The organism is Sphingobacterium sp. ML3W, assembly GCF_029542085.1.
In the GTDB taxonomy this organism is placed as follows: Bacteria; Bacteroidota; Bacteroidia; order Sphingobacteriales; family Sphingobacteriaceae; genus Sphingobacterium.
Genome location: NZ_CP107036.1, coordinates 3,510,794 through 3,532,660, shown reverse-complemented (window position 1 = coordinate 3,532,660; position 21,867 = coordinate 3,510,794). Strand labels below are relative to the sequence as shown.

At 39.2% G+C, this 21,867-nt stretch carries 18 protein-coding genes; 9 read left to right on the top strand and 9 right to left on the bottom strand.

Features of this window, described 5'->3' with window-relative positions; translation table 11 throughout:
- Window positions 1-87 precede the first annotated feature (87 nt).
- The 5 genes from OGI71_RS15000 to OGI71_RS14980 form a co-directional block, all read right to left on the bottom strand.
- A complete protein-coding gene (locus OGI71_RS15000; protein WP_282249997.1) occupies window positions 88-420 on the bottom strand; it encodes a 2Fe-2S iron-sulfur cluster-binding protein in 333 nt (110 codons plus the stop codon).
- A 2-nt stretch (window positions 421-422) separates the two neighbouring features.
- A complete protein-coding gene (locus tag OGI71_RS14995; protein WP_282249996.1) occupies window positions 423-1,427 on the bottom strand; it encodes an NAD(P)/FAD-dependent oxidoreductase in 1,005 nt (334 codons plus the stop codon).
- A 5-nt stretch (window positions 1,428-1,432) separates the two neighbouring features.
- On the bottom strand, window positions 1,433-1,867 hold the full coding sequence (locus OGI71_RS14990) for a MarR family transcriptional regulator (RefSeq protein WP_282249995.1): 435 nt from the start codon (window positions 1,865-1,867) through the stop codon (window positions 1,433-1,435).
- A gap of 116 nt (window positions 1,868-1,983) precedes the next feature.
- Window positions 1,984-4,971, bottom strand: coding sequence for a protein translocase subunit SecDF (gene secDF / locus OGI71_RS14985; RefSeq protein ID WP_282249994.1), 2,988 nt, complete (start codon window positions 4,969-4,971; stop codon window positions 1,984-1,986).
- Window positions 4,972-5,226: 255 nt separating this feature from the next.
- Window positions 5,227-5,703: a hypothetical protein gene (locus OGI71_RS14980; protein WP_282249993.1), complete on the bottom strand. Its 477-nt coding sequence runs from the start codon at window positions 5,701-5,703 to the stop codon at window positions 5,227-5,229.
- Between the two features lie 222 nt (window positions 5,704-5,925).
- On the opposite strand from OGI71_RS14980, the gene guaB reads away from it, so the two are divergent.
- From guaB to murA, 4 genes are all read left to right on the top strand, one after another.
- Complete coding sequence (gene guaB / locus OGI71_RS14975; RefSeq protein ID WP_120261947.1) at window positions 5,926-7,401, top strand: IMP dehydrogenase; 1,476 nt, start codon at window positions 5,926-5,928, stop codon at window positions 7,399-7,401.
- Between the two features lie 143 nt (window positions 7,402-7,544).
- Window positions 7,545-9,824 carry a UvrD-helicase domain-containing protein gene (locus OGI71_RS14970; RefSeq protein WP_282249992.1) on the top strand — a complete coding sequence of 760 codons (2,280 nt, stop codon included), beginning with the start codon at window positions 7,545-7,547 and terminating at the stop codon, window positions 9,822-9,824.
- Between the two features lie 53 nt (window positions 9,825-9,877).
- Window positions 9,878-10,681 carry a DUF4290 domain-containing protein gene (locus OGI71_RS14965; RefSeq protein WP_282249990.1) on the top strand — a complete coding sequence of 268 codons (804 nt, stop codon included), beginning with the start codon at window positions 9,878-9,880 and terminating at the stop codon, window positions 10,679-10,681.
- A gap of 277 nt (window positions 10,682-10,958) precedes the next feature.
- A complete protein-coding gene (gene murA / locus OGI71_RS14960; RefSeq protein ID WP_282249989.1) occupies window positions 10,959-12,284 on the top strand; it encodes a UDP-N-acetylglucosamine 1-carboxyvinyltransferase in 1,326 nt (441 codons plus the stop codon).
- Between the two features lie 163 nt (window positions 12,285-12,447).
- On the opposite strand, the gene OGI71_RS14955 is transcribed toward murA, so the two are convergent.
- Together OGI71_RS14955 and OGI71_RS14950 are read right to left on the bottom strand one after the other, a co-directional pair.
- Window positions 12,448-12,852, bottom strand: coding sequence for a DUF5606 domain-containing protein (locus OGI71_RS14955; RefSeq protein WP_120261943.1), 405 nt, complete (start codon window positions 12,850-12,852; stop codon window positions 12,448-12,450).
- Between the two features lie 26 nt (window positions 12,853-12,878).
- Entirely contained in the window at window positions 12,879-13,337 is a 459-nt protein-coding gene (locus OGI71_RS14950) for a peptidylprolyl isomerase (RefSeq protein ID WP_120261942.1), read from the bottom strand.
- Window positions 13,338-13,501: 164 nt separating this feature from the next.
- Here OGI71_RS14950 and radC point away from each other — a divergent pair, with 164 nt between their 5' ends.
- The 5 genes from radC (at window position 13,502) to OGI71_RS14925 (ending at window position 16,402) form a co-directional block, all read left to right on the top strand.
- Entirely contained in the window at window positions 13,502-14,200 is a 699-nt protein-coding gene (radC, locus tag OGI71_RS14945; protein ID WP_282249987.1) for a DNA repair protein RadC, read from the top strand.
- 17 nt (window positions 14,201-14,217) lie between these two features.
- Window positions 14,218-14,967 carry a class I SAM-dependent methyltransferase gene (locus OGI71_RS14940; protein ID WP_282249986.1) on the top strand — a complete coding sequence of 250 codons (750 nt, stop codon included), beginning with the start codon at window positions 14,218-14,220 and terminating at the stop codon, window positions 14,965-14,967.
- A 74-nt stretch (window positions 14,968-15,041) separates the two neighbouring features.
- A complete protein-coding gene (locus OGI71_RS14935) occupies window positions 15,042-15,248 on the top strand; it encodes a hypothetical protein (RefSeq protein WP_282249984.1) in 207 nt (68 codons plus the stop codon).
- 48 nt (window positions 15,249-15,296) lie between these two features.
- Complete coding sequence (locus tag OGI71_RS14930) at window positions 15,297-15,758, top strand: hypothetical protein (protein ID WP_282249982.1); 462 nt, start codon at window positions 15,297-15,299, stop codon at window positions 15,756-15,758.
- 101 nt (window positions 15,759-15,859) lie between these two features.
- A complete protein-coding gene (locus OGI71_RS14925; RefSeq protein WP_282249981.1) occupies window positions 15,860-16,402 on the top strand; it encodes a hypothetical protein in 543 nt (180 codons plus the stop codon).
- 70 nt (window positions 16,403-16,472) lie between these two features.
- On the opposite strand, the gene OGI71_RS14920 is transcribed toward OGI71_RS14925, so the two are convergent.
- The gene (locus OGI71_RS14920) at window positions 16,473-19,787 is read right to left on the bottom strand and encodes a DEAD/DEAH box helicase (protein WP_282249980.1); all 3,315 of its coding nucleotides are present in this window, start codon (window positions 19,785-19,787) and stop codon (window positions 16,473-16,475) included.
- 10 nt (window positions 19,788-19,797) lie between these two features.
- Window positions 19,798-21,867: a TonB-dependent receptor gene (locus OGI71_RS14915; RefSeq protein WP_282249979.1), complete on the bottom strand. Its 2,070-nt coding sequence runs from the start codon at window positions 21,865-21,867 to the stop codon at window positions 19,798-19,800.

The following is a 21,867-nucleotide window of genomic DNA, read 5'->3' as shown; positions in this document are numbered from 1 at the left end:
TTTTAAGTATTTTATGTTTCAGAAAGACGCTAAAAAAAACTTGCATAGATAACAAAGTCATTGTGTATTTTATACACAATGACTTTGTTATTGCAACGAACCTTTCAGCTTGATTTTCATGCCATTGTTATTATTATGAAGATGAAGTTGGCAGGCGAGTCGACTTTGTCCATCTGCATCCGGTAAGGTATCTAACATATCCAATTCCTGGTCGCTAGCGTCTGGAAGATTATCCAGGCCTTCAAGGATTTCAACATGGCATGTCGCACATAGGGCCATACCTCCGCAGGTAGCCAATATATCGTATGCTGAGGCTTTTAAAATTTCCATCAACGAAAGATTGATATCCGTAGGTATCTCGATTGTGTTTTCCGAACCATCGCGATCGACGACAGTTACTTGTATCAAATTGTCTTCCATCGTTAAAAAGTATTGATACCGTTCACGGTTGTATATTTAAATGTTAACTTTTGATCCGGGTAAACAAATTTGAAAGCACTTTGACACATCAGCGCAGCTTCATGGTAACCGCAGAGGATCAACTTTAGTTTGCCTGGATAGGTATTAATATCGCCAATGGCATAGATACGTTCAACATTGGTCGAATAATCGAAGGTATTGACTTCAATTGCATTTTTATCAATATTTAATCCCCAGTCAGCAATTGGACCCAGCTTGGGTGTCAATCCATATAGGGGAATGAAATAATCCGCTTCGACCGCAATCGTTTCCTTGTCTTTATTTACAGTTTCAATTGCTGTAAGCATACCATTTCCGTGTATATTACTTAGATTATGGGACAAAAGTAAATTGATTTTACCCTGTTGGGCCAATTTAAAGACTTTTTCCGCTGAATCGGGGGCGCCTCGAAAAGAATCACTGCGATGAATGAGCGTAACCTGTTGTGCAATATCAGCTAAATGGTAAGTCCAATCGAGCGCTGAATCACCTCCACCAGCAATAACGATCCTTTTGTCCTTATATTTTGCGGGATCTTTTACCATATAATCCACCCCTTTACCTTCAAAGAGATGTAGATTTTGAATCTCAGGTTTTCGGGGTTCGAAACAGCCTAGTCCACCGGCAATGACGATAACTTGTGCGTGCACTTTTGTGTCGTCACTTGTGGCGATGATAAAAGAACCATCATCCTGTTTTTCGATCTGTTCGACACGTTCACCCAGTGTAAAAGTAGGTGCAAAAGGCTTTATCTGTTCGAGTTGATTATCAATAAGCTCCTGAGCTGTGATGCTCGGGTAGCCCGGTATATCATAAATGGGTTTGTGTGGATATATTTCGGATAACTGTCCGCCAACTTGAGGTAAAACATCAATCAAATGACATCTCATTTTTAGAAGTCCAGCTTCAAAAACTGCAAACAATCCTACTGGTCCAGCACCGATGATACAAATATCAGTATTTATCATAGCTATTATACATTTAAATTGTTGTAAATGGTGTTTAATATTCTTGTAAAATCCTCGAAATCTTTTTCCGTTAATTTCTCCCAGGCTTTCATGCGGATCTCTGCAACGATAGGGGATAAGGAAGCCACCTTAAGTTTTCCTTCTTCCGTCAAATGGAGATAGAGGCTCCGGCGGTCTGTCTCGTCAATAACACGCTCAGCCAAATCTTTCTTTAGTAAGATATCCACGATACGGGTCAACGTAGGTTGGTCTTTGCCGCATCGTTTGGCTAATTCTTTCTGCGATAGCTGGTCAGTTTCATATAGTGCCTTTAAGACAGCCCATTGATCCACTGTAATGTCAAATCCCTTTTCTGTAAAGGAAGATTGTGCAAATTGTTTTACCTTCTTGGCCGTTTGATCCAAGATGAAAGAATAACGGTCGAATTTTTCGTTTAGCATACAAATATTTAGTGCAACAAATATATCTAAAATTATTTAGTACAACAAGTAATTTGAATGCAATAAAAAAGGGCGTTCAAATTTTTGAACGCCCTCTTATGATATTTTAAAGCTTATTATGGTCTTACTACTTCAGCTTTTTTTGCTGTATTACCTTCAGCTAAGTGCTTTCCTTTACGTAAGTCGTATACAGAAGGCGCTGCCAGGATAATGGAAGAATAAGTACCTACAATAACACCGATTAAGATCGCGAAAGAGAATCCACGGATAACCTCACCACCAAAGATGAACAAGACCGCAAGAACGAAAATGATCGTCAATGAAGTAATGATTGTTCTACTTAATGTAGAGTTGATTGCGTGATTTACAACCTCGCCAAGATCTTCGTTATGTGCATTAGGTTTTGATACGAACTCTCTCAAACGGTCAAATACAACGACGGTGTCATTTACCGAGTATGCGATTACCGTTAAGATGGCCGCCACAAAGTGTTGGTCGATATCCAAAGAGAATGGTACAATACCATCTAATATGGAGAATAAACCTAATAGAATAATTGCATCGTGGATGGTTGCAATAGCTGCACCAACAGAGTATTCCCATTTGCGGAAACGGATTAAGATATAAGCCGCTACGATGATAATGGAGAAGATTGCTGAACTAGTCGCTCTTGACTTGATGTCTGATGCGATACTTGGTCCTACTTTTTGTGAAGACAGGATCTCATGTTTGTTAGAAGCATCTACCTTAGCTAGTCCTTGGTTTAATTTATCCAATACTTCTTTATCGGCAGCATCAGAAGTTTCTTCAATATGATACGTTGTTGTCACACGAAGTTGATTGGATGCACCAAATACTTTTACTTCAGTTGTTTTTTGGAAAATATCATCCAAACTGGTACGAACAGCTTCTGGATCAACTGATTTATCGTAACGAACCGTATAGGTACGTCCACCTTGGAAATCTACACCTAAACTGAAGCCTTTTGTAAAAATTGAAGCTGCGGAAATTAATACTGCTACAACAGAGATTGCATAGAATACTTTACGTTTTTGAACGAATTTGAAGTTTGCATTGTGCAAGGTGTTTGCAGACCAAGGGAAAGATACTTTAATTTTGATATCTTTTTCCAGCATCCATTCAAAAATAACACGTGTTACAAGTATTGCTGTAAACAATGATGTGATAATACCAACCATCAATGTTGTTGCGAAACCTAAAATTGGACCACTACCAAATAAGAATAAGATGATACCGATTAAGAATGTCGTAATCTGTGAATCTAAGATAGATGGTAAAGCGTGTTTATAACCATCAGCAACTGCTTGGCGAATTGATTTTCCTAAGCCCAATTCCTCACGGATACGTTCATAGATCAGTACGTTAGCGTCGACAGCAGTACCCATTGTCAATACGATACCAGCAATACCAGGTAATGTCAGTACGGCATTGAGTGAGGCTAATACCCCCATGATAATGAATACGTTCAACAATACAGCAATGTTAGCCACGATACCTGCAGTGTTGTAGTAAGCAATCATGAAGATCATCACAACGATAATACCGATTACCGCTGAATTGACACCTGCATCAATCGCCGCTTGTCCCAACGTAGGGCCGACAACTGCTTCTTCAACGATTTTAGCTGTAGTCGGAAGACGACCAGCTTTCAATACGTTTGCTAAATCTTTTGTATCCTCTACAGTAAACGAACCTGAGATCGATGAGCTTCCGTTTGGAATTTCACCATTAACAGAAGGAGCGGAATAAACTACATTATCTAAGACGATAGCGATAGCATCTCTATTTTGAGCCGCTTTTGCTGTGATTTTCTTCCATTCACGTGCACCTTCATTATTCATTTGCATACCAACAACAGGTTGGTTTTTCTCATCAAAGTTGGCATTTGCGTCAGTGATGACGTCACCAGTCAATACAGCACCATTATCTGCTCCTACTGCTTTGATAGCATATAGGGAAAGTTGCTCTGGTGTTTTTTGCTCTGGTTTTACGGCCCATAAAAGCTTTAAGTTACCCGGAAGGATTGATTTTACTTCTGTGCGTTGCAAATAAGCGTTTACTTTAGCGGTATCTTTCAATGAAGCAAAACCGACCATAGCGCCAGGCATAAGTGACATTTGTTGGTTTTCGCCCATGTAAACTGCTGGGCGTAATACTTCAAATAATGGATTTTTCTGACCTAGATTAAGTGCCGCACTATCCTTTTTAGCTTTGCTGTCTTTTTGACCACCGGTTAGGTTGGACAATAAATCGTCTGACTTTTTCGTTGTGTCAGTAACGGCATTATTTGTCGCAGCTGGTGCAGCTTTTAAAGTAGTTGCTAATGTTCTGTCAATATTTTCTAATACAGGATAAACTTCTTGATTGGTGTAAGTCTCATAGAACTCCAATTTCGCCGAACCTTGAAGTAGGTTACGGACACGGCTTTCGTCTTTTACACCAGGTAACTCAACTAAGATACGATTTGTACCTTGTTGAATCTGGATGTTTGGTGAAGCAACACCGAATTTGTCAATACGTGTACGTAGTACTTTGTAAGAATTTTGAATGGCATTGTCAGCTTCTTTTTGAAGGAATGATTCAACTTTTGAATCAGAATCACCCGGTTTAATTAAAGCAGCGTTGTCTTTTGTAGAAAAGAATGTCGAAAGTGGGGTAGAAGCTCCAATGGATTTGTATTCTTCCATGAATAAAGCTACGACCGTTTTTTGACTGGTTTTGCTTTTTGCTACCGCTTGTTCCAACGCTTTGTTGAATTTCTCATCTTTTGGATTGTTGGCCAGATTACGGATCAACTCATCCAATGAGATCTCCATGGTAACGTTCATACCACCTTTCAAATCCAATCCTAAAGCCAGTTCATTCGCTTTTGCTTCCCTATAGGTGTATTTCGCAAAACCTAAATTGTACACTACTTCACCTGCCATAGAGTCTAGATAGCTCTTTTCTTTTGCCAAATCTCCTTTGGCAAAATTCTCAGCATCTTGCTCCACCTTGCGGGTCACCCAAGTAAATGATAGGGAGTATAGACACGCTAATGACACCACTATCACTAAAAGTTTAATCAGCCCTTTACCTTGCATCGTCTGTTATTAATTGTATTAATTTTAATGTTAAATACTGTTTATGTAATTGATAATTAGTTCTTGTTTAATCACACTTTACCAAGAATGGCAAAGGTATAAAATTTTTGTAGAATGAAAAGCTTTATTTATGCCATTTAGGTCAAAGGCATAAAATTAGAAGAAATGCTGAAAAAAAGAAATATTTAATGGATTTATTTTATAAAAAAAGCCCTGTTCAAACTTGAACAGGGCCTTTTTTGTAGTTTTTTAATACTATCTCAATGTATATTTAATACCAAAAGAGAAAGTTGAAGCATCAAAATCACTATTGTGGTTTAATCTCCAGTCTGGTTTCCAGTCTGCGTGAAATCCGATAGGGGCAGCAGGGATTTTAAATTCCAAACCTAATTGTGGTCTCAAACCAACAAGAGTCATGTTGTCGTTTCCAGCATCAACAAAGGTTAATTGAGCACCAACACCTGCATACCATCCTAGTCCGTTTACACCACGGAATGGTCTAGCATATTGATAATCCGCACCTACAGCAACAACGTTGTCATCAAACATCACTTGCGCTTGACCATTGTTTGTTCCGCCAAAAGATTGCTTGTATTGCACACCCCAAAGATCACCACCAGTTCCGTCGAAAACAACACCAATAGCGGCACGTTGTGGAGATTGAGCTTTCGCTTCTTGTGCACCAAATGCTAATGCTGCAACAGCAGCTAATGAGAGTAAGGTCTTTTTCATAATTATCTTTACTTTATATTTTCATTAATTAAAATTACTTTTCGTGTAACCAAAAGCAAATAGCTTGCCAAAAAAAAGATGCAATCCGCTGGGATGATCTTTTGTATTAATTCATATCCATTCTAATTTGTCTAGCGATTGTAATTTGTTTATTTTATTTTTTTATATTGCTTATTTTTCTTAGATTTGCCTGGCAAATAGAAAACCCAATACATATTTGCCATGCAATTAGATCCACAAAAATTCGTAGCAGAAGGTCTCACTTACGATGACGTCTTATTAATTCCAGCTTATTCTGAAATTTTACCACGTGACGTCGATACGAGTACCTCGCTGACAAAAAAAATCAAATTAAATATTCCATTGGTTTCTGCGGCAATGGATACGGTAACCGGTGCTGATTTAGCAATTGCTATAGCACAAGCGGGCGGTATTGGTATGTTACATAAGAACATGACTATTGCGGAGCAAGCTGCTGAAGTACGCAAAGTAAAGCGTTCTGAAAGTGGTATGATCCAAGATCCAGTAACACTATTAGCTAATGCTACTGTTGGTGATGCCTTTAATATTATGAAGGAACATAAGATTGGGGGAATTCCAGTGGTTAATGAAAAAGGCCAATTAGTGGGGATCGTAACCAATCGTGACCTTCGTTTCCAAAAAGATATGACTCGTCCGATCAATGAGCTGATGACGAAAGATAATCTTGTTGTTGCTCCCGAAGGAACGGATTTGGTGAAAGCAGAGGAAATTCTTCAGAACGAAAAAATTGAGAAACTTCCAGTTGTCAACAACGAAGGTATCTTGAAGGGTTTGATTACCTTTAAGGATATCCAAAAATATAAGCATTATCCGAATGCAGCTAAAGATAGCCACGGCCGTTTATTAGTAGGTGCTGCAGTGGGTGTTACTCCAGATACATTAGATAGGGTTGAGGCTTTGGTAAAAGCTGGTGTGGATGTAGTAACCATAGATACTGCACATGGGCATTCTAAAGGTGTTATTGACAAGTTGAAATTGGTGAAATCCAAGTTTCCAGAACTACAGGTGATCGTAGGGAATATTGCAACAGGAGCCGCCGCAACAGCATTGGCTGAAGCTGGGGCAGATGCCGTAAAAGTAGGTATCGGACCTGGCTCGATCTGTACAACCCGTATTATTGCAGGTGTTGGTGTTCCTCAATTGTATGCGGTGTATGAAGTCGCTAAAGCACTTAAAGGAACAGGCGTACCTCTGATTGCTGATGGTGGTATCAAACAAACAGGTGATATCGCAAAAGCTATCGCTGCTGGAGCAAGCACAATTATGGCTGGATCTTTATTTGCCGGAGTGGAAGAAGCTCCCGGAGAGACTATCATGTACGAAGGACGTAAATTTAAATCATACCGTGGTATGGGATCTATCGAAGCAATGGAAAAAGGTTCTAAAGATCGTTATTTCCAAGATGTGGAAGATGATATCAAAAAGCTAGTTCCTGAAGGTATTGTCGGTCGTGTCCCTTACAAAGGTACATTGGCTGAAGTTGTATATCAGTATATCGGCGGATTACGTGCTTCAATGGGTTATTGTGGTGCTGCAACGATCGAAAAACTGCAAGATGCACAATTCGTTCGTATTACAGGTGCTGGATTGAGAGAGTCTCATCCACATAACATCTCTATTACCAAAGAGTCACCAAACTATAATAGCAGAGGTTAAACACAAGTGATACTATAAAAATCCGACGATTTTAAATTGTCGGATTTTTTTGTGCAAAAATATTGGTGTGATTGCCTTAGTGATCAATTGGAAATTTGTACTTTTATACCCTATTCTCAGGTTTTAAAATTTAAGGAGTTAATTTGGATTATTTAGCGGGTTTAAACCCTTCACAACGAGGAGCCGTAGAGCAAACAGAAGGCCCTGTCATGATTGTTGCAGGAGCTGGTTCAGGAAAAACACGGGTGATTACTTATCGTGTCGCGCATTTGATTCAAAAAGGCGTTGATCCATTCAATATCTTGGTGTTGACATTTACGAATAAAGCGGCAAAGGAGATGCGCGCGCGTATTGTTTCAGTGGTAGGGAGTGAAGCGAAAAATATTTGGATGGGAACATTCCACTCGGTGTTCGCAAAGATACTTCGCGTAGAAGCTGAACTAATAGGATACCCTAGAAATTTTACCATCTACGATACGGACGATACCAAAAGTCTGCTGCGTGCCATCCTAAAGGAGATGAATCTGGATGACAAATTGTACAACGTCAATCATGTTTATGGCCGGATATCACAAGCCAAGAATAACTTGATATCGCCGCAGGAATACAATAAAAATGAAGCTATATTAGCCGAAGATATTTCGAATGGACGTGGGCAATTGGGACAGATTTACATGACCTATGCACAACGCTGTTATCGCGCAGGTGCCATGGATTTCGATGATCTCCTGTTCAAGACAAATGTTTTATTGAATAAGCATCCAGAGGTATTGCACAAATACCAGCATCAATTCCGTTACCTGATGGTCGATGAGTATCAGGATACTAACTTTTCTCAATATCTAATTGTAAAACGACTGGCCGCAGTCAATGAAAATATCTGTGTTGTTGGTGATGATGCGCAGTCAATATATGCCTTTCGGGGAGCGAATATCCAGAATATTCTGAATTTTCAGAAAGATTATCCGGACGTGAAGATTTTCAAATTGGAGCAGAATTATAGATCCACCAAAATGATTGTCAATGCGGCAAACTCGGTGATCGCCAATAATCAGAACCAGCTGGAAAAGAATGTTTTTTCGGATAATGAAGAAGGAGAAAAAATAAAAGTTTCACGTGCTTTTTCCGATAATGAAGAAGGGAAGATCGTTGCGGACCAGATTATTGAGGAAAAATCGTTAAAGGGGCTCTATTACAAAGATTTTGCGATTCTTTATCGTACCAATGCCCAATCACGTGCGATGGAGGAAGCACTGCGTAAGATCAATATACCTTATAAGATCTATGGTGGCACATCCTTTTACCAACGTAAGGAAATTAAAGATCTGATCGCTTATTTCCGTCTTACCTTCAATCCTAATGATGAGGAAGCATTGAAACGTGTCATCAATTACCCACGGCGGGGAATCGGAGATACAACCATAGAAAAGATTATGATTGCTGCAGATCAAAATCAATATCGTATTTGGGATGTTGTTGCCAATGCGGCTCATTTCCTGGATGGTCGTAGTGCGACCTCAGTAGGTGGTTTTGCGCAGATGGTACAGAGTTTTCAGGCTTTGGCTAAAAATAGCAACGCATTTGATACCGCCATGCATATTGCACAGCATTGTGGTATCTTGAAAGAACTTTACGAGGATAAGTCGGTAGAAGGGTTGGCACGTTATGAAAATATTCAGGAGCTACTCAATGGTATCAAAGAGTTTTCTGAAAGGGAAGATATTGAAGACCGTGGTCTCGACATCTATATGCAGGATATCGCGTTATTGACCAATGACGACAACGATAAAGACCCAAATGCGGATACAGTTTCTTTGATGACAATACACTCTTCTAAAGGACTAGAATTTCCCGTTGTTTTTATCGTAGGTCTAGAAGAAAACTTGTTTCCGTCTCAGTTGTCATTGAATTCCAGGACAGAATTAGAGGAAGAACGAAGACTTTTTTACGTTGCTGTTACGAGAGCTGAAAAAAAATTACTACTTTCGTATGCTACTTCGCGATATCGTTGGGGAACGTTGAATAATTGCGAACCCAGTCGTTTTTTGGATGAATTGAATCCTGCTTGTCTTGCACTGGATTTTAAACCACGACAAACTTCCGCCTCAGCCGGCAGTTTTCAAGGCGAACGAATTGCATGGCAACAAAAGGACAGTGATGATACGTTTTCTAAACCTAAGCCTAAAGCAATGGTTAAAACAACGTCTATACTGCCAAAAGCCCACAAACCTACTGCGGGTTTTGCTCCTTCTGACACATCAAATCTTCAGGTCGGCATGGAAGTTGAACATGAACGTTTTGGATTTGGTAAAGTTGTCAATCTCGAAGGAAACAAAGGAGATATAAAAGCAACTATTTTCTTTAAAGAGTTGGGACAGAAACAATTGTTGCTTAAATTTGCAAAACTTAGAATAATTCAATAATAAAATACCAAAACGAGATCTTAACCGTTTAATTAGGTACTTATATTAGCTATATGAACTTTGACTACAACAGCACTAGGCCAAAATTGATCCTTGCAGAATATGGCCGCAATGTGCAAAATATGGTAGATTACATCTGTAGTTTACCCACAAAGGAAGAAAGAAATAAACATGCCCAGATCGTGATCGACATGATGGGAGTGTTGAATCCACATTTAAGAGACGTTTCAGATTTTAAGCATAAACTTTGGGATCACTTACAGATTATCTCTGATTTTAAGCTTGATATCGACTCGCCATATCCTATTGCCACAGCAAAAAGTGTTAAACACGAAGTTGAACACTTAGGCTATCCACAACATTCGATTAAATTCAAACACTATGGATTTACAGTGGAGAAAATGATCGATAAGGCGTTGAAGGTAACTGATGAACCTAAGCGCGAGCAGATGGTTATCGGCATCGCTAATTTTATGAAAATGGCATACGTCACTTGGAACAAGGATTCAGTATCTGATGAATTGATTATTCAGGATCTGAAAGAATTGTCAGGATATCAATTAACTTTACCTGAAGGTACGGTATTGACTAAACTTGATTTTAAAACCCCGCCTCCAGGAAATCGTATCAAAGGTCCTACAACGAGCAACTCTGGTGGAAACAATAATAGCAATAGCAACAATAATAGCTCTTCAGGTTATCAGTCGAAAGGCGGCGGTGGTAGTGGTAAGCCTCGTATGTCAAATAACAATAACAATATGAAGCGTAACAACTTTGGTAGCAATAGCAGTAACAATAATAACAACAACAATAGAAATAGAAAACCTCAAAATAATTACAATAATAAAAGAGGCTAGTTCTTTAAGTTTTTGATTTAAGAAGCAGGCAATTGCGAAGTGATTCATAGATTTCTTTACAATTGCCTTCTTTATTTATAGTATGGATTTGTCTGTCAGTCCTGGTTTAGTTGATCGATCAATAGGATCCTAGACGACTCAGGATTGTTGATTAGACAGTTCCACAAAATTTTTTCAATACAATTTATCGATTTTAAGAATCCCGGAATGTCATTTAGTGACATAAGCTAAATTATGAGTCGGGTTTTGTTGTAATAAGAAGATATCAGTTATATAAATGAATGCATTTGAAATAATCGGTGGAAAACCGTTAAAGGGAGAGATTATTCCTCAGGGAGCAAAAAATGAAGCTTTACAAATTCTGTCAGCGGTTTTACTGACTGAGGAACCCATGACCATCAGTAATATTCCCGATATTAAGGATGTCAATAAGTTAATTGATTTGTTGGCCGCATTGGGTGTTAAAATTGATCGAATAGATAAAGATACGTACGTTTTTGAAGCGAAAGATATTAATATAGATTATTTCCAATCACCTGAATTTAAAGAAAAAGGTGGCGGCTTACGTGGATCCATTATGATTGTAGGGCCGTTACTGGCTCGATTCGGAAAGGCTGCCATCCCTAAACCAGGAGGTGATAAAATTGGCCGTAGACGTTTGGATACTCACTTTCTAGGTTTCGAAAAACTAGGCGCTAAATTCGTTTACGATGCTGCCACACATTTCTTTAATGTGGATGCAACAGAGTTAAAAGGTAATTATATCTTATTGGACGAAGCTTCTGTGACTGGTACGGCAAATATCGTTATGGCTGCTGTATTGGCCAAAGGAGTAACAACGATCTACAACGCTGCATGTGAACCTTATTTGCAACAGCTTTGTAAAATGTTGAATCGCATGGGCGCTAAGATATCAGGTATTGGATCCAATTTGTTGACCATTGAGGGGGTACAACGTCTTGGTGGAACGTCACATCGCATGTTGCCTGATATGATCGAAATCGGCTCTTTTATAGGCTTAGCAGCAATGACCGGCTCAGAAATTACTATTAAAGATGTTTGTTTCCAAGAATTGGGTGTAATTCCATCGGTATTCTCCCGTTTGGGTATTCAGTTTGAATTGCGTGGGGATGATATTTTTATTCCAGCGCAGGATTCTTACGAAATTGATACTTTTATAGATGGCTCTATCTTGACAATCTCGGATGCACCATGGCCAGGGTTTACACCGGATCTATTGAGTATCATTCTCGTGGTAGCAACACAAGCGAAAGGCAATGTATTGATTCACCAAAAGATGTTTGAAAGCAGATTGTTCTTTGTCGATAAATTGATCGATATGGGGGCACAGATCATTTTGTGTGATCCACATCGTGCTACAGTAATTGGTATGAATAAATCGCATTCTTTGAAAGGTATCGAAATGACATCTCCAGATATTCGTGCGGGAGTATCCTTATTGATCGCAGCATTATCGGCGAAAGGAAAATCTGTGATCCATAATATCGAACAGATCGAACGTGGATATCAAGATATCGAGGAGCGTCTACGTAAACTAGGGGCAGATATCAAACGTGTAGATGTGGAACCGAAAGGCCACTAGTCTTAATTTGGGAATAAGTAGCCCGTAAAAGATAATTGTTGATAATTAGAGCCTCGGAGAAAAATCTGGGGCTTTTTTATGAAACGAGGCATAACAACAAAGCATGAATAAATAGGAAAGGAGTTGATCATATCAACTCCTTTCCTATTTATTCGCTATCCTGTTATACCAAAGGAGCTGGTGCTTCTTCTTCAAATAAAGGGAATTCCTTGATAATATTGTACCAAGTAATAACTTTCTTGATGTCTGATGTATATACACGAGATTCATCATGGCCAGGAGCAACTTCACGGAAGAAATCCCGCAATGTAGCACCATCCGATTTTGTGTCCGGTAATGTTAGACCTTTTTCTTTAATGGTTTCGAAAATATCTAAAAGACGGATTTCTTCTTCTTCACCATAAATGGTGATATCTTCCAATGTAGCCATTTTTGTCGAAGATAAACTTACTATCGACTTAATTTTCGCTTGATCAAGGGTTTCTAAAATAAAACCACCTTTATTTTGTCCAACCAACTTGAACAATCCTGGTTTACCAGTTACAGATACTAATGCTCTTAAATTCATTTTAATTTTTTTTAAATCTTCAAGAATTAATCTTCGATTACTTCAATTGATAAAATACGGTCTCCTTGTCTAATATCATCTACCAAATCAACATTCTCAATTACTTTTCCGAAACAAGTATGATTACGGTCTAAGTGGGCTGTATTATTGCGGCTGTGGCAAATGAAAAATTGAGAACCACCTGTATTGCGACCCGCATGCGCCATTGACAATACACCTCTGTCATGATATTGATTCTCTCCAGTTAATTCACAATCGATTTTATAACCAGGACCACCTGTTCCAGGAATGCCTGCAGCACCTTCACGTGAATTTGGGCAACCACCTTGAATAACAAAATCAGGGATAACACGGTGAAAAGCCAAACCATCATAATAACCTGATTTAGCAAGTTTAATAAAATTTGCTACTGTATTTGGAGCATCAGCTGTGTAGAAATCCACAGTCATGTCGCCTTTTTCTGTTTTAATAATCGCTTTACTCATGTTCAAAAATTTTTATGAAATACAAAGATAATGTTTCAGAGTGAAATGTGAAGTAATTCGTAATCTCCATTTTTTTTTAATTGATCTATCTACGGATCAACGACCTGAAAATAATGCGAAATATTTTGTATATTTATGTGAGCTAGCCAATTAAAGTTTTAACAATGTCAAATCTGCACAAATTAGTTATCAGGGAATGGTCTGAGGCGGATCGACCCCGCGAAAAATTATTAAATTTAGGACGGAGGGCCCTTTCCGATGCAGAGTTATTGGCAATATTGATCGGGTCTGGCTCAATGGACGAAAGTGCAGTGGAGCTATGCCGACGTATATTGGCCGATGCGAACAATAGCTTAGACACAGTCTCGAAGATGGAAGTCAGTGAATTGAGTCGATATAAAGGTATTGGTGAGGCTAAAGCCATCTCGATTATTGCAGCGTTGGAGCTGGGGAGACGTAAGAAGGGGTCCCCAGTAGAAGAAAAGAAGATCTTAAATAGCAGCAAGCGCGTGTATGATTTTATGAAACCCATTCTACAGGATTTACCACATGAGGAGTTTTGGACACTATATCTGAATACTGGATGCAAATTATTGGATCAACAGCTCATTGGTCGTGGTGGAAATGATTTTACACCGGTAGATGTTCGAATCATCCTAAGAAATGCCCTCGCAATAAAAGCACATTCTATCGTATTGATTCACAACCATCCTTCTGGGACTTTGCAACCCAGTAATGCTGACAGAATTCTGACGCAAAAAATTGTCGAAGCATCAAAAATTATGGATATTAGGGTAAATGATCACCTGATCTTTACAGACAATGGATATTATAGCTTCAGAGATGAAGATATAATCGAATAGCTATAGGACAATCTAACATGAACAAAAATAGTATTGAGCGATTTACAGACCGGGTTGTGGATTATGAAAAATTTAGACCCAATTATCCAAAGGAAATTATTCAGATTCTTAAAGAAAAGATAGGTTTGGATAAGAAATGGCTGGTTGCGGATATTGGTAGTGGCACAGGTTTATCAACACAGCTGTTTTTAGAAAATGGAAATGATGTCTTTGCTGTTGAGCCCAACCGGGAGATGCGGGAATCTTTAATACACCATTTTAAAACCTATCGGAATTTAATTGCATTAAATGCAACCGCTGAAGATACATCCATAGAATCGGGTTGTGTGGATTTAATTTTCGCCGGACAGTCTTTTCATTGGTTCGATCGGAAAGCCAGTTACAACGAATTCAATCGTATTCTTACAAAAACTGGTCATATCGTCTTGGTGTGGAATCAACGTGATCCAGCGGATGCTTTCCAGCAGGAATATGAACAGTTTTTGCGTAATCATATCCCTAATTATCAATCTGTCAGTCATAAAAATATAACTGATGACGACCTTCGGAGTTTTTTTGCGGATAGGCCAATGACGAAAGTGTCCTTACCTAACCAGCAGGTATTCGACCTAAAATCGTTTCTGGGAAGGGTAAGATCATCCTCTTATTTTCCTAAAGAAGGAGATGAAAATAAAAGTTTATACGATGACCTTCGCCTATTGTTTGAAAAGTATGCAATTTCTCAACGTATCGTGTTTAGATATATTACTGAAATCTTTATCAGCTAAGCCACGCTAGCGGAATCTGTCGGAGGCTTTGTTGCATTTTTTTCGCTGAAGAAGAGTTTGGTCGGCCCGAATGCGTGTCATTAGCGCTAGAATATGATCTGGCAAGGGAGAGACGGGAGGTTTCCAGCGATGATTTAGCCAGCTTAAGTTACGGTGCTTTTAGAGGGCAGAAAGCACCGGTCATTATCCGTGCCCGCGGATACCGATTGGAAAGTGTATGGCATTCGGGATCACCGATGTCTGTGATAGTTAAAAAAATGTTAAAGATCTCATTGGAATAGGTACATGGCATTTTATTTGGAAGTGATTGAGGGATAAGTTAAAAAGATATGTTTGGAGTTGAATTAATATTCTTTAGACGATGTTTATTTCTAGTGCCAATTTTCGTGTTGGCAGGCAGGGTAAACGGTCAACAGCTTACTTCCTTCAGTAGCTGGGAGGGAAATTTTCATTTTGCGAATCGTTGGATAGATCCTTTTTTCCCTTTAAATATTCAGGCTAATGTGGTTGCATTGGAATTAGACGTCAATGATAAAGCCAAAAATTCAGGAGCAAAGCAACAAACTATAGATAAGGTAGATAGTCAGCCCACAGAGGTTTCGATTCCCGTTGTAGAAGATAGCAAGCCTAAAGGTGGGATAAAATACTCATCTTCCCGTTCAAGCACATTATATCGTGTAGCCTTGGATAAACAGCTTGACGAGCGCTATGATGGAAAGCAAGTTTTTGTGGATGCAAAAGGGGTAAAATATATAATTGATTCGAAATATAGAAAGCAGATCATCAAGTAATTATGTAGTTAAGTTAAAGCTTTGTTAAAAAAAATATTGTAAAGAAATTTTGGCATTTGTATTGTACTTTTACCTATAATTATTTAAATAACAATTGGGTTATGAAATCAATAAATCGTTTCAAAAAAATCACAGCTGCATTAGCTCTGATCGCAACATTTGGATTGGGACAATCCTATGCGCAAACTGCTCCTAAGAAAATGGAGAAAGAAGCAAAAAAAACAGAACAAAAAGTAAAAGAGGTAAAGACTAAGGCCTCCGGGACCGAAACGAAAGCGAAAGCTGCCCCCGCGAAAGCGTTGGAAAAGAAAGATGCAGTAGCCAAAGAGAAATCTACTCAAGCAAAAAAAGCTACTGAAACCAAAGCTGCTCAGGTGGAAACGAAAGAGAAAGCCGTAAAGAAGGAAGCTACGAAAGCTGCTGAGACAAAAACTGCTCAAGTAGAAACCAAAGAGAAAGCTGTAAAGAAGGACGTTACTAAAGCTCAAAAACAGGTGTCTGCAGTTAAAAAAGACGCAGTAGCAACAGCCGATAAGGCAACCAGCGAAAAATATAACGGTCATACAGTTTATCTAGGTCCAAAAGGAGGTAAATATTACATCAATGGAAATGGTAATAAAACCTATATTTCTGATAAAAAATAGCATTTAATAGTACATTATACATAAAAAGGGGCATCCATGCATGCCCCTTTTTATGTATAATCAATAATTTCTACCGTAATATTTTCAATAGATATTCCTTATCGAGGTAGAAAGCGTTTAAACTTCCACCATCTTCAAGAATGGTGCTGCTGATTTCTTTTTTATGCTGTTGTAGCGTCTGAATTTTATCCTCAACCGTATTTGGACTGATCAGACGAACGGCAGTAACATTCTTTCGTTGGCCAATACGATAGATACGGTCGATCGCCTGTTGTTCAACGGCTGGATTCCACCATGGATCGACCAGATAGACTACATCTGCTGCTGTGAGATTAAGACCCGTCCCGCCAGCTTTAAGGCTAATGAGAAAAACATGGATATTTTGATCCGTTTGGAAATCGCTGACCAGCTGTCCCCGGTTTCTGGACTGACCGGTCAATGTAAGCGAGAGGATTCCATTCTTATCCAATGCTTCTTTAATCAGTCGCAACATGCTGACAAATTGCGAGAAGACGATGATTTTATGTTGATCTTTTTTGTGTTGGATTTGTTCCACTAGCATTTCGATCTTTGCCGAATCTTCCGCAGATGTCAGGTCTTCACTTTGAAGCAATTTACTGGAATTGCAGATCTGACGCAATTTGGTCAAACCTTTAAGAACATGCATGGGACTTTTCTTGATTTCATCCCCATCTTTAGCAGAAATAAACTCACGGAATTCCTTTTCATAGAGATCGTAGATCCGACGCTGCGCAGTTTTCATTTCACAATAGAGTACCAATTCATTTTTTACGGGAAGATCATCCAATACATCCTGTTTTGTTCTCCTGAGGATAAATGGCTTGATTTTTTCCTTCAGTATCCTTTTTCTTTTGCGATCGTGAAAAGCATCAATTGGTGTCGTATAGACGTCTTTAAAATACTTTTTATTGCCCAATAAGCCCGGAACGGTAAACGAGAGCTGTGCAAATAAATCCATTGTGTTATTCTCGATAGGTGTTCCTGTAAGAATAATACGGTTTCTCGATTGCAATAGATTTACTGCTTTGTACCGTTGTGAATCCGGATTTTTTATGTGTTGAGATTCATCGAGTACGACATAGTTGAATGTCAACTTTTTTAATCTATTGATGTCGGTCAGTAGATTATGGTAAGAAATAAGCACGATATCCAGTTCTTCAAACTGGTCAGTTATATCGCTTCGGTTTGGTCCTTCGAGGATCAATATGTTAAAAGATGGCAAGAATTGCTGAATTTCATGCTTCCAATTAAAAATCAGTGTGGTCGGAAGAACCAACAGTGTCGGAGCGGATATACCCTTTGCTTTTTGAGTCGCCAGAAAGGCAAGGATTTGGACAGTTTTCCCCAACCCCATATCATCAGCCAGGCAGGCTCCGAAATTTAACTGGTCCAAAAAGTTGAGCCATTGCAGCCCTTGCAACTGATAGGTACGTAAATCTCCAACAAAAATATCGGGTAATTCTACTGGTGGGCATGTTGCTAAAGAGGAAAGCTGATTTTTTAAATAGCTAACCTCGGCTGATACTTCCTGATCGAGCTCTTTTTTGTCAAAAAGCAGGTCGATTTCGCTAAACTTATATTTGGGAATCTGAATAAGTTCATCCTCGATGATTTCAGCTGCATTAAAATAGGCCTCAAATTTTTCCAGCCATTCCTCGGGTAAAATACCAAGCGTACCATCATCCAGATTGATAAATTGAGAACGATTGCGAACAGCTTTTTCAAGTTTCTTCAGCGAAACACTTTTAGGACCAAATTTGACTTGTATATTGGCATTAAACCAATTTTGTCCACTTAATACCTCAATTTGTATTTTGCCTTTAAAACGGCTTAGCTTATTTCCTCTCAAAGTATTGAACCCAATAATCTGGATACCCTGATTATGCCACTCATCGAAGGCATTCAAAAACCAGTCTTTATCCAGAAAATATTTGCGGTGCAAATAGAGATGCTGAAAACTATCATCATCCAATTGCTCCTGAAAATAAGTATGCTGCTTGAGCAGCAGTGAGATCACTCTGGTTTCTATTTCTTTTTTTCGTTCGACCAAAAATTGGGATCCTTTTGCATCAGTTCCAAAAATGCTCCTTTTACTCAAAATTGGCACTTCAACATCGCCATAACGCATGACAGGTATAATGTTGACAAAGTCTTCCGATTCCTCAATGAAAAGGAGTGCTTGCATATCCTGATAGTAGAGATTTTCCTTCAACTGTGGTTTGCTGGCCTTGGGGATATCCTTGAAATTTAACACGACTGAATTGGCGAGGGGTTCTAGGAATAGCTCGTTAAACTCTTTAAACTTGTTGCGGTGTATGCGCAGTTGATTTCCTTTGTTTCCAAATAAGCGAATCAGCTTGAGGTGAAGTTTATTTTCAACAAGGTAGAGGTGCTTTTTTATCAAGATAAAGTGGTCAAACAGAATGCTCAGATCCTGTAGCTCGTAAGCGATACCGTGAATGGATAATTCCCCTTTTATAATATAGAATGCGTCATTTTGCTCGACTAACAATTTAATCTCTCCCTTGTTCAAACTGATCTGAATCGGAAATAACGAAGTAGCCGTTATATTTTCTGCTTTTTCATAATCGTGGAGGTAGAAATTCAGGACCAGCGGATTTTTGGCAATAGCACGCAAACTGCGTTCAATAGCGACATCCGCTTGTTGCAAAGGTTGGGCAAGCTGGTAGATCGCTGCAAAAAACTGGGTTTCTTCGATGGAATCAGTTTGCCAGATACGGGTTTGACTTTCGATGACGGAAATAGGGTTTTTAGGCATACCCGATTTCGAATGTGGCGCTTGGCATAACAAGACTTGTAATTGCTTATAATAGCGATTGCGGGTTAGTACAATAAAACTATGCTGCTGTTCACTTGAAGGTTTAGAGGGACTTGCATTTGGTTCCAGTAGATCAAAATCATCTATGGAGGTCAAGTGTTTGTCTTTTAAGACGAATTGTAGATCTCCATCTTTAACTTGTGCCGAAAAATAGGTTTCCAGCGCTTGCTCATTTTCTAAACCATACTGAACAGCGGCCTTTTTTAGTAGATTTCGATAACGGTTGAAGTCGAAAAAAGATAACCAATTTTCTTGGCCGAATAGTTTAGTTAAGGCCGCCTTCTGGTGAGTACAAAAGCCTTTCTGCGCACAGTTGCAGAAAAGTGAAGTTACAGGCGATTTGTAAATAACCATCACCTGAAAATTCGTATAGCTCTCGACCACGTGAAAGGTAGCTTGATTGAATTCCATCTCCAGGACATTGATTTGGATATTTGCCAAGGTGGTATCCATCCAGGGAAAATAAGAGTAACGGCTTACTGTGCCGAAATCTATTGTTGTCAATGTATGTTGATGGAAATCCATACGGAGTATATTAAAAATTAAGATTCATGCCACCATAATAATTTCGCAATGGGGCTGGATTGAAATACCGACCACCGAAAGCATTGATGTCATTGCCAAGGCTATATCTTTGGTTCAACAGATTGTCGGCACCAGCAAAAATACTGACTTTATGTCCATGGCCTATAGCTTTGCTCCAGGATATTTTGCCTTGTAAAAGATGGTAACGTTTTGCATAAACGGTATTAGCGTCATCCAATGGTATGGCAGCGGTTAAATTGGAAAGTAGATCCAAATGAAGTTGATAAGGGAAAAGAACATTTAAGGTATTTACCCAAACTGTTTTTGGGACAGCGGTTAATTTGTTGCCACTGTAATTTTTATCCCCAATCTGATAGTTTTTGAAAGAATAGTCATTTAATGAAAAATTGCTTCCGACCTGTAAACTACGGATCAGTCCGGCTGACCTTGGTGTTAACAAATAGGCAAATATAGAAGCTTCAATTCCTTTCTGATCTATTTTTCCTGCATTCTGAAAATATTCTGCTCCAGATTCGCGTACTTGCCGAATAATGGCATCATCCATTTGATAGGTATATGCTGCTGCATCTAATATCACACGACGATTCCACAGGTGCCATCGAACGCCGAATTCATGGTTGGTACCAGTCTCAGGCCTTAGGTCCTTATTGATCATATTGTCAGATGAGCGCACTTCAGCAATTGTCGGAGCTGAAAACCCTTTTGAAATAGAAGCCCGGACTGCTAGTGTTGGCATCGCCAAATAGGAGAGGGCGGCTCGTGGCATCCAGGTATTACCAAAATTGATAGCTGCTTTATTCTCTTGTGCAACTGGATAACGTTGTTGATAAGCGATTTTATTTTCATTGAGTCCAATGGATAGTTCGACTTGAAGACGTTCCAACCAAGCTAGCTGAGTGCGTGCAAAGAATGACTGTTGACTATTTTCCAGCTTATCTTTGGCTTGTGGATTACCAGCCTGCCCTTGATTATTATCATAATTGTCTATATCGTACCAACCTTTTTGAGCCTCTAAACCAACTTGGAGTTCATACTTTAAGTTTTTGCTAAGCTGATCAACATAGGATAAATAGAGCCGTGTTCCCAAGTTTTTTTCATCCCTTTTTTCATAATTGGTGATAAAGGGGTTTTTGATCTGGTTGGACGAACCGAATACATTGGCAAACAGGGTTAATTTAGAACTGATACTCGTTTGGTTGCTCACGCCGCCAAAAAAAGTTTTATCATAGATTGCTGCTTTTTGTTCCGTTGCACTTGGATTCGGGCCACCTTTGGGTCGGGATTGCCGGCGATCGCTCTCCATTTGTGCAGCAGTAAGACCTCCGGGAGTTTGATATCCCAAGTCAGCATAAAACCCAGTGAATTTGAGTTCAGAATGCTTTGCATATTGCCAATTATAGTTCAACTGGATGGTTTTCCTGTTCAAAGATGAATGTTGTCGATAACCGTCACTGCGTGTCCAGCTTTGATTGATCGCCAATTGCTGCGTCTGATTGATTGGAAGCACAGCATTGAGCTGCTGCTGAAATAATCCATATGAACCACCCGTTAGCTGTAAATTGACTTCGGGTTTGGTCAGGGTATTAAAACCCTTGCTGTAGAGTGAGATTACACCGCCAGAATTGGCACCATAAATAGAACCATCAGGTCCTTTCAAAATATTGATCTGGTCTATTGTGTAAGGATCAATCAGATTGAGGTAGGTGTTTCCTCCAGCATCTGTGAGCGGAAAGTCATCCAGATAGATCTTTACATTACGGACACCGAACGGAGAACGGAGCATGCTACCCCGTAATGCCAAGCGATAGCTTCCGGGAGAGCGTTCTTCCATGCGTAGTCCGGGTACCGTATTCATGACAGCGACAAGTGCCGGCGATTGCTGAGATTGAATCCGCTGCTGACTTAATACGGCCGCTGATGATGTAAGCCGTAGTAAGGGTTGTTTATTAAAATAAGCTTTAATTTCGACCTGTTCAAGTCTATTGTTGATGCTGTCAGTTGTTTGGGCATATAATTTACCACATAGACAAATTGCGGCAAGTAGGTAATTTCTTTTCAT